At 44.1% G+C, this 9,890-nt stretch carries 7 protein-coding genes; 5 read left to right on the forward strand and 2 right to left on the reverse strand.

Annotation, left to right across the window (positions count from 1 at the left end):
- From H6F50_RS16010 to H6F50_RS16025, 4 genes are all read left to right on the forward strand, one after another.
- The coding region (locus H6F50_RS16010) for a sugar phosphate nucleotidyltransferase (RefSeq protein WP_190429457.1) at positions 1–948 on the forward strand (948 nt) is incomplete at its 5' end.
- A 135-nt stretch (positions 949–1,083) separates the two neighbouring features.
- The gene (locus H6F50_RS16015; protein WP_339380518.1) at positions 1,084–2,736 is read left to right on the forward strand and encodes an AarF/ABC1/UbiB kinase family protein; all 1,653 of its coding nucleotides are present in this window, start codon (positions 1,084–1,086) and stop codon (positions 2,734–2,736) included.
- Between the two features lie 239 nt (positions 2,737–2,975).
- Complete coding sequence (locus H6F50_RS16020) at positions 2,976–5,093, forward strand: glycosyltransferase family 39 protein (protein ID WP_199292194.1); 2,118 nt, start codon at positions 2,976–2,978, stop codon at positions 5,091–5,093.
- 290 nt (positions 5,094–5,383) lie between these two features.
- Entirely contained in the window at positions 5,384–6,859 is a 1,476-nt protein-coding gene (locus tag H6F50_RS16025; protein ID WP_190429458.1) for a glycosyltransferase family 39 protein, read from the forward strand.
- Here H6F50_RS16025 and H6F50_RS16030 read toward each other — a convergent pair.
- Both H6F50_RS16030 and H6F50_RS16035 read right to left on the reverse strand, forming a co-directional pair.
- Complete coding sequence (locus H6F50_RS16030) at positions 6,832–7,089, reverse strand: glutathione S-transferase N-terminal domain-containing protein (protein ID WP_190429459.1); 258 nt, start codon at positions 7,087–7,089, stop codon at positions 6,832–6,834. The two genes, H6F50_RS16025 and H6F50_RS16030, sit on opposite strands and share 28 nt — an antisense overlap.
- 99 nt (positions 7,090–7,188) lie before the next feature.
- Entirely contained in the window at positions 7,189–8,508 is a 1,320-nt protein-coding gene (locus H6F50_RS16035; protein ID WP_190429460.1) for a tetratricopeptide repeat protein, read from the reverse strand.
- Between the two features lie 156 nt (positions 8,509–8,664).
- On the opposite strand from H6F50_RS16035, the gene H6F50_RS16040 reads away from it, so the two are divergent.
- Complete coding sequence (locus tag H6F50_RS16040; protein WP_190429461.1) at positions 8,665–9,417, forward strand: hypothetical protein; 753 nt, start codon at positions 8,665–8,667, stop codon at positions 9,415–9,417.
- The last annotated feature ends 473 nt before the right edge of the window (positions 9,418–9,890 follow it).

The following is a 9,890-nucleotide window of genomic DNA, read 5'->3' on the forward strand; positions in this document are numbered from 1 at the left end:
AGTTTACTGCAAGCAACTGCCGACCGGCTGTTATCTCTGGCTGGAGGCTGGGAGAAGCTATGGGTCGTTACTTCGGCTTTGCTGGCAGATGGGGTGAAAGAACAACTGCCCCACCTACCCGTAGAAAATTTGCTCGTTGAACCAGAGGGGCGCGATACTGCCCCAGCGGTCGCTTGGACAACACTGGAAATTGCCAAGCGGTATGGAGAAAACGCGGTTGTCGGCTTTTTCCCCGCCGACCATTGGATTGCAGACGAGAAGGCTTTTCAACAAACGCTGGAAGCCGGTGCTACTTTGGCAGCAACTCAGCCGTCGATTGTGACATTGGGGATTCAGCCGAATTATCCATCGACGGGCTATGGTTACATTGAGCAAGGCGAGGAAATTGGCAAGGTTGGGGAATTTCCTGCCTACCGCGTCAGCCGATTCACGGAAAAACCCGACTGCCCCACAGCAGAGGAGTTTTTGGCAACAGGGCGATTCAGCTGGAACAGCGGAATGTTCATCTTCCAAGCTGGGGTCGTGCTAGATGAACTTCGCACTTACGCGCCGGAAATGATGGATCTTCTCGAAGAAAAAGGTGTCGAAGCGTACTCTCAGGTGCCGAAGAAGAGTATCGACTATGCGCTGATGGAGAAGACGCAGCTAGCTTATGTGCTGCCAGTGTCTTTTGGCTGGGACGATTTGGGAGATTGGAACGCCATCGAACGGTTGCTGAAAGGGGACAAACCAAACGTGGAACTGGCGACTCACGTGGGAATGGATACGCAAGGGGCGATTCTCTACGCCGAGGGTGAGGATGAGGTAATCGTGACGATTGGGATGGAGGATGTGGTGATTGTGCGCGATCGCAATGTCACGCTGATTGTCCAAAAAGACCGCACCCAAGAAATCAAAAAGGTTCTTGAGTTGCTACGAACCGATCCGAAGCTTGAAAAGTTGCTGTAATCTACCCTCCAACGGAAGGCAGAAGTTGGAAGTATGAAGTATTAATAAGAGGGATGATGGCTAATGGCGAATTGCGAATTGTTCAAGACCCATTAGCCAGACTTCCATGATTCCATTAGCTATCCCTTAAAACCCGTGTTTTCCTTAACCCAAACCACTTCTCGCCAAAGAGAAATCCTTGAGGTCGTCTTCCGCAACGGTTGGGACTACATGAGACGGCTCTTGACCGGCGGCAAAGCTGATGAACCGAGGCTGCCGACTCCCGCCGTCCTTCGCAACATCTTAGTGGATTTGGGGCCAGTCTATGTCAAGCTGGGGCAACTGCTCTCGACTCGCCCTGACTTACTCTCGGCGGACTACATTGAAAAACTGTCAACGCTTCAATCTGAGGTACCGCCCGTGCCTTGGTCAGAGGTTGAAGTGGTGATTCGGAAGCAATTGGATCGTCCGATGGAGGAAGTTTTCAGCACCATCAACCCGGTGGCGGTTGCTGCTGGTTCAATTGCTCAGACGCATCGCGCCACCTTAGCAGATGGGCGGGAAGTGGCTCTGAAGGTGCAGCGACCGGGAATTGATGCGATTATCTCTCAAGATATTTCCATCATTAAAGGTTTAGCCGATTTAGTTGCTCGCACCGATATTGGGCCAGATATCGATATTGTCGCTTTAGCGAACGAATTTTCTAATGCTTTGCTGGCTGAGCTTGATTTTACCCAAGAAGCCAATTTCACCAACCAGCTACGCCGCAATTTATCGACCAGCCGCTGGTTTGACCCGAAGCAGGTGGTGATTCCGGAAATTATTTGGCAGTTAACCACCCAAAAGCTATTGGTACTGGAATGGCTAGATGGGGTACCGTTGCTAGAGGCAAATTTCGAGCAAATCAACGATGGTAAAAGCCCCAGCGACCAGCGGCGAGACATCACTCGGCTACTGTGTCGCGTTTTCTTTCAACAGTTGTATCTTGACGGCTTCTTTCACGCTGACCCGCATCCAGGCAATATTTTTTATCTGAGAGATGGTCGCGTAGCGCTGCTTGACTTTGGGATGATCGGGCGACTAGACCCCCGGACTCAGCAGATTTTAACGGAGATGCTGTTAGCGATCGCAAATATTGATGCCCGTCGCTGTAGTCAGTTGACTTTGCAATTAGCTGAATCGGCTCAACCAGCAAATTTAGCAAAGTTAGAAAGTGACTTTGAAAAGCTGTTGCGAAAGTATTACAACCTGAGTCTGTCACAAATCAATTTGAGTCAAGTTTTTTATGAAGTGTTGCAAGTCGCCCGCGACAATAAAATCCGGTTGCCTAGCAATATGGGATTATATTCAAAAACGCTAGCAAATTTAGAGGGAACAGGGCATTTATTTGACCCAGACTTAAATCTCATCGAGGAAATTAAGCCTTTGATGACCGATTTATTCCGGCGTCAATTATTCGGGGATGACCCGTTACAAGCTTTGCTGAGAACAGCTTTAGATATTAAAAGTTTGTCTTTGGAATCTCCCCGCCAAGTGGAGTTGCTGCTCGAAAGAATCACTTCTGAAACGTTGAAGTGGAATATCAAGATGCCAGACATCGTTCCATTTCGTCGCAGTTTGGAGAACTCTGCTAACCGCCTTTCCTTTAGTGTTGTCGTGGGTTCCCTAATTATCGGGGCGGCGATTATCTCCAGCAATGCTCAAACAGGAGGGGGGCTATCTTTATTAAGCAATGGTTTATTTGCTGCTGCTAGCTTCCTGGGTTTGTGGCTAATTGTAAGCATCCTACGTTCTGGGCGTTTGAAGTGATAGAGTTACTGTTGTCTGGGAAGTAAACTTTTTTTATCACGAATCAAGCTTAATAGGGCAATCCTATTTAAGGTATGAGAGCCTAACAGTTTTAAATCCCCGAATTCTTGAAGAATCCGGGGATTTCGCATTTCGGAATTATATAGAACTGCTAGATCAAGGCTATCTGCTCACCGATGTTTACAAACAGCCTCTAAAAGTCGGAGAATGGGCTATTAATTTAAAGTCACATACTTCTATTGATCAAAATAAAAGGCTCTCCTCTTTTGCTCGGCATCTTTCTGGTGTCGCTGACGCTACGCATCCTGGCAATTACCGTTCCCATCAATTCTGATGAAGTGCTGTGGATGACTCGCGGTAGCACCTTTATACAGAACTTGCTGGAGGGAGATTTAACTGGCACCTATCGCCGTCATCATCCAGGCGTCACCAATATGTGGGTGATTGGCAGCAGTATGTTAGCGAATTGTCGGTTGCAAAAGCACTTCCCAAGTTTGCTAGGTCTGAATCAGCCACTAGACCTGGATGCCTGTTTCAACCAAGTTCAGTTCCCCATCCTCTTCTACGTGCTGCCGCGCTTGCTACAGGGTGCGATCGCTTCAGCGTGTATGGTAAGTTTTTATATCCTCACGAAGCGGCTGTTGGGGCAATCCGTCGCGCTATGCTCTCTTAGCCTACTGCTACTAGAACCCTTCTTTTTAGCTTATCAGCGCTACCTCACTACTGACGCGCTGATGGCGGATTTTAGTATTTTGGCGTTGCTGCTATTTTTACTGTATCTGCGGAGCGATCGCTATCGTCGCCAGTTGCTTGTCGCCTCTGGGGTATTTATGGGACTGGCAACAGCAACAAAAGTGACGGCTCTATTTATCTTGCCAGCGATCGCGATCTGGATCGTGCTAATTGAGTCGGGAATCTGGCGAACCCGCTTTCCTCAAAGGGGTTGGAAGCGGCAGTTGGCGGATTTCAGGTGGTGGGGATTGAGCATTTTAGGGACAATCGTTCTAATTTGGCCTGCGATGTGGGTGTCCCCCTCCTATGTTGTGGCGCAGATTTATAAAGGTCTGTTGAAAGAGTCAGCCAGAGGCGTACTTTTCTTTTTAGGGCAAATCACTGATTCGCCGGGACTACTTTTTTATCCGCTAGTGCTGGCGTATCGTCTCTCACCCGTTCTGCAAGTGGGGTTGCTGGCATTTTTAGCGATATTGCTAATCCCCAAGCTACGGCGTCACCAAAAGAAGATGCCGGAAGTAACGGCACTCGCTTTAGTACCCTTGTGCGTGCTGCTCATCCTCTCAGTCAGCGACAGTAAAATTGACCGTTACATTAATCTTTTCTTGCCAGTGCTAGCACTGCTATCTGCGGTTGGCTGGCTAGAAATAGTGGTTTGGGTCGGACGCGGCGCGGAGGCACTGCGGCATCGCTTCGAGAAGCATCACATTGGTCAGTGGGGAATCAACCGAGGCGTAACGACAGCGATCGCCCTTTTCGGATTACAACTCATCGTCCTTATCCCCTACTATCCTTATTACCTGAGCTATTACAACCCTTTGCTGGGCGGTTCGGGTGCTGCCAAACACATATTTATGATCGGTCAAGGTGAGGGTCTTGACTTAGCCGCTAAATGGTTGAATCAGTCACCCAATGCGAAAGAAATCAAAGTCGCCAGTTGGTATAGTTCCTCATTTGCCGCCTATTTTCACGGTCAAACTTTACCGATAGAAAAAGATATCCTGCCCGATCCTCAACCTTGGACGACAGCGAATCGCGTGGTATTGTACTACAACCAATTCCAACGTCAGTTGCCAGAACCGAAAGCGATCGCTTACTTTGCCCCTCAGCAACCGTTGTATGCGGCACGATTGCACGATATTGACTATGCACGAGTGTATCCTGGCCCGGTGCCTTTACCGGAGGATTTAGAACGCATTCAGGTTCCGCTTTCTATATCTTTCGGCAAGCAAGTGCGATTGCTCGGTTATGACCTGAATACTTCTAAACTCTCGCCCGGTGAAGTGCTGGTATTGACATTCTACTGGAAATTTTTGGCACCGATACCCCCTGATATGACGATTAACATCAGTCTGCGCGACAGGCAAGGAAACCTACAAAATCGTTCCGATGCACGTCCGCTGGATGGCTATTTTTTCACAGATAAAGTAACTTCAGGTACAGTCTTACGGGATGTCCATAAACTTACAGTTACACCCGGTAAACCACCTAATCGCTACCGTCTTGAGGTAGGGTGGTATTTGCCCAGCAACGGACAAGCATTGGAAGTCCGCGATGCGGTCGGAAATTCCCCAGGAACCCAAGCAATCATTAGTGAGTTGGAGGTAATAAAGCCAGATACATAATACAGACGCTTGGCTAATTTTACCTATTACCTAAAAATCTACATAAGGTTTATCTGCTAGTTATTTAATTAGGCACATCTCGCTTGTGAAAATTTATATAAGCCCCCTAAACTAGGATTTATACCGTTCTCTTTTCTCCCTCCCCGTTTACGGGGAGGGATGGGGTGGGTTTCCGGAGTGCAATTAGTTTTTAAAATGTATTAAAAATAGCCTCTTCCTTTACCATTAGGCGCTCATGAATTACCAACTTTAGGCTTTCGCTGCCTATAAACTTAAAATTTTTATTAAGCATGACCCATTTAAAAAATATCTTTTTTCACATATTCATCCTATTTTTCTATGTTGGCTTTGTACTTGCCATCAGACCAGTTCAACAAGCCTTTGAATTCGATTATGACGAGGGATTAAATTTAATAAAAGCGCTTTTATACTCGCAAGGCTTTTCTCTATACACGCAGATATGGAACGATCAACTACCTCTATTCACCGTCTTTTTATCTTACTGGTTTAATATATTTGGATATTCAGTTTTTGCGGCACGGGTGTTGGTTATACTCTTTTCAGCACTTCTAATCTGGTCTTTTTATCAAATTATACGCTTCTCTTTAGGAAGAATACCTGCCTTTGTCGCTACAGTATTACTCTTCACTTCATGGTTATTTCTTAGACTCAGCATTTCCGTGATGATTGGGATTCCCTCTCTATCTCTGGCAATGTTCTCTATTTATTTGCTAATTCTCTACAAACGGCAGCGTCGTAAGCGTTTCATTATTTTATCAGGAGCTATTTTAGCAGTATCCTTGCAAACGAAACTATTTACTATATTTCTGGTTCCTTTAATGATTTTTTATCTGCTGGATTTTAAACTCCGAGAACCGGAGGGAAGTAAATCAAAAAACTTTTTTCCGTCCTCTGTTTTATCTCCCCTGCTTTTATGGTTAATTTTTCTTGTAGTTATCTATCTAGGAATTAGCTTAATTTTTCAAGCTTTTAATTATGAACAGCTAGTTCAAGCACACTTGGGAGAGAGAGTTCAAGGTCAATCAACAAATTTTAATAACATTGAGAATTTACCTTATTTTCTTTATCAAGACTATGACTATGTATTTTTGGCATTCATCGGTACTTTAGTAATTTTATTTAAAAAACAAAGAGCGGGAATTTTTCCTTTAACATGGCTGGTAACTATTAGCCTAATTCTCCTCAAGCATAAACCTGTTTGGTATCACTACTATCCTTTACTGGCGATTCCTATCTGCTGGTTAGCTGCCTATGGAATTGCTTTAGTAATTAATTTGTTTCCAAAAGGGTGGAATTCTAATCTAAAATCGCTAAATTTCAAAAAGCTAATTTTTCCCGTCTTAGCAACAGCGCTTTTGATTGTGTCGATGATTGCGATTCCTGCTAAGCCTAAAGGAAGACCACCGAAAAGTCTTGAAGTTATGAATCTAGTCTTGAAACACAAGGATTCCACTCAATGGATATTCACGGATCGTCCCATATACGCATTTTATGCGGGTTTGCCGGTTCCTCCAGAACTTGCCGTTATGTCAGATAAACGATTTAAATCGGGAAATTTGACTTTCGATGATATTATTGCTGTTTTGAAAAAGTATCGTCCCGAACAAATTGTCCTAGCAAGATGGATTGAAACATTTAAGAGTAATAGTCAATTCAACACTTACATCGACGAAAATTACTCAAAGACTTATCAAGATGACAAAGGGACGGTAGAACATTATTTATTAAAGGAATCTTCCAGGTAAGGAAATCGCGACTGTTGATCAATAAGAGATGATAGTGGATTCCCAGACGCAGCGCTACCGTATTTAATGACTGGAACTTTGCCATAAGGCGAGACATCCGCGAACCACTCCGGCTTATTGTGCAAGTCAATCTCGGTCAGTTTAAACTCTACACCTTTCTCAAGCAGCGCCAACCGCGTCCGATGGGCATAGGGACACACGCTTGCGCTATAGATTTCTACTTCAGCCATGACTTTATCCTTTGCTAGTTATAGCTTGATTGTCACTTTTTCTGCTGAGTTTGTGGGTGGTAGGGGAGGATGCTTTGAGTTTGAGGAGGAAACGAGCGCTCAATCCTCGTCATCATGGATGCTTTCAGAAAGAGCCTGAATCGCATTCTTGCAATCCTCTGCTTCTGCATCAAATCCCCTTTCTTTAAAGAGTGCATAAGCATTTTTATAAGCAAGGATAGCTTCTGACTCTTGATCTAGATTTTCTAAAGTAAGTCCCAAATTAAACCAACCATTAGCTTCAAATTCGTGATGACCGTTCTGGCGTGCAATTTTTATTCCCTGTGGAAGGAATTCAAGCGCCTGCTGGTATTCCCCCAAATTTCGGTAAGCGTTGCCTATATTAATTAAAGAACTCGCATCCTCCTGCTCGTTGCCTAAGTTCTGTTTAATTTCTAGAGAGTGGTAATAGTAGTCAATAGCTAGATGGTAATGCTCTAGGGAGTTGTGAATAGAACCTAGATTATGCAGCGCATTGGCTGCAAATTCTCTATTACCAATCTTTCGTGCCATATATAGCCCTCGATAGCTGTACTCAATTGCTTCCTGGTATTGCTCTAGGGAATCATAGACCAAACCTAGATTCACTAGAGAACCAGCTACACCGTTTATATCGTCGATCTCCAGTGCGATTTCCAAAGAATGCTCGTAGTAATCAATTGCCCTCTGGTATTCTCCTAAGCGATGGTAAGCACCACCCAAACAAGTAAGAGCAATCTCAAATTCCCACTTTTCTGACTTTCTTGGTTGCCATGACTGCAACAACCGCTCATACAGACTCACTATAAGAGCGTTGTAGCCATGCAACCACAAAAACTTATATACACAGTTGTCATAATTATCACCATCAAAAATTGTGTATAAAGCCTTGATATACTCTTCTTGCTCACAGTGCTGAAAAAATTTTTCTATATATAGCGTGACATCTTCTATGGTTTGCCAAGTTGGATTATCTGAAGAAGTAGTGGCTAGCTGCTCATTTTGCTCTGTTTCTTGAGAACATTCCGAAATATGAGTTACTTGAAAGTGATTCTGTAGCTGATTCTTGTTCCTCAAAGAGTATTCATTAAGGAGAAAAGGAAGCTTGTTATAAACTATGCGCGTTTCACTCGGGATATTGTACAGAGTTTTTATGAGTTGATAAACTGGTTGTAAAGTCTGTTTAACTGACTCAGCAGGATTCTTCCCTCCATAGCCACATATCTTGGCTATCTCACTAGGACTGTTGTATAGAAGGATTCCCTTTAACAAATATTTCTGCTTTGGAGTAATCGGTTTTCCACCGTTGACTCTAGCTAAATCTATATACAGTTTTTCTAAATTCCAGTAGTTAGGCGCTTCTAAAAATTTATCTTCAGGCGGGTTTGAGATAGATCGCATGGATCACAGTCTCCGCAAAGTTCTTAAATCTGACTTTAACAAGACTGCTGTAAAGAGACTACTCACGATATTACTCACGGTCGTGAGGAGACTGCAACCAGGTGAGCCAGATACGCTATGAAGCATCCCACTTAAAGCGAAGGAGTTAATCTATAAATGGTGTTAGCCAATTTTCCTTTTGAGGAACATCCAGAATTATGTGACTTAGCAGACTTCCGGGCAGAGCTGCATAGCGATGTTTTCTCGGTTATCAGACAGCTAGCCGACCTGCGACAGCGTTCAGAGCAAGTAATGTTGTCAGTTGCAGCACTCTACAACAATGTGGATCGAAAAGTTGCTGCAACTTACCAGCGACTTTTGGAAGATCAACCTGATGAGTCAAGGGTAGTGATTGGTCATTCGGGTCATCGAAACCAGTGCCTAAAAGTCTTGAAGGAAGCTAGAAAGCAGGTGATTATCGTCAATCCCTGGATTACTCGGTACGGCATCAATGATGAGATGATTCAAGGGATGATAGATTGCTTAGAGCGAGAAGTTCATATAGACATGGGTTGGGGCTTTCAACGAGACATAGGCAGCATAATTAAACCTGGAAATGGATATTGGAGTTTCAGTACGCCGATGCCTTGGCAATACAACGCCATAAACGAGTTGCAAAAACTACGAAAAAGCTATCCTAATACATTTAGGCTTAAGCTTATTGGCACTCATGCAAAAGTGTTTTTATGTGAAAATTTTGCTGTAGTGGGAAGTTGTAATGTTCTTTGCTCCAAGCCTCGTAAGTCGGATGATTACCGCGAAGAACTTGGACTGTTGACTACAGAGCGTCGTGATATTGCAACTTTGATAGACTGGTTTAAAAAGGCTCCCAATTTGGCAGAACACAAGGCAAAGACACATATTGCCTAATGTCGATTGCTAATTTATTTATCCTTTTGAAAGAATATTGTCTTCGGTGTGTCGGTGTCTTGAATAGAGAAAGAGTGCGATCGCTCTCCCGGATTACTTGGCATCAATAGCGATTTGGGGAATACTTCATCTAGATTCTCGTTGACGATAGTGGATTCCCAGACGCGATCGCTATCGTTACTGGTTACGGCTTAATTTTTACCTTTGCCATGAGTCACTGACTTAAGCCTGAAGCTCGTAGGCTGGATTTCCTTCGACGAACCCAGCCAAACCCTTTGAACTGTTGGGTAACGCTTAGTCGCACGGAACAAACTTACGAATTCTCGCATTTCTCCTTATGTCAGTGCCATTTCTCTATAAACGCTCACTGCTACAAACGGCTTAATACTCAGCATAACTGGTTGATTTTATCTATAAATATTCAGTAAAGATTGTCTATAAAAAAATAAAGATTTAGTAAAGGTACGCCTTTA

It is taken from the genome of Coleofasciculus sp. FACHB-712 (genome assembly GCF_014695635.1).
Taxonomy (GTDB): Bacteria; Cyanobacteriota; Cyanobacteriia; order Cyanobacteriales; family FACHB-T130; genus FACHB-T130.

Excerpts from the sequence above, each read along its gene's own strand:
- H6F50_RS16025 (WP_190429458.1), top strand. The coding sequence starts at position 5,384 with ATGACCCATTTAAAAAATATCTTTTTTCACATATTCATCCTATTTTTC.
- H6F50_RS16030 (WP_190429459.1), bottom strand. The coding sequence starts at position 7,089 with ATGGCTGAAGTAGAAATCTATAGCGCAAGCGTGTGTCCCTATGCCCAT.
- H6F50_RS16035 (WP_190429460.1), bottom strand. The coding sequence starts at position 8,508 with ATGCGATCTATCTCAAACCCGCCTGAAGATAAATTTTTAGAAGCGCCT.
- H6F50_RS16040 (WP_190429461.1), top strand. The coding sequence starts at position 8,665 with ATGGTGTTAGCCAATTTTCCTTTTGAGGAACATCCAGAATTATGTGAC.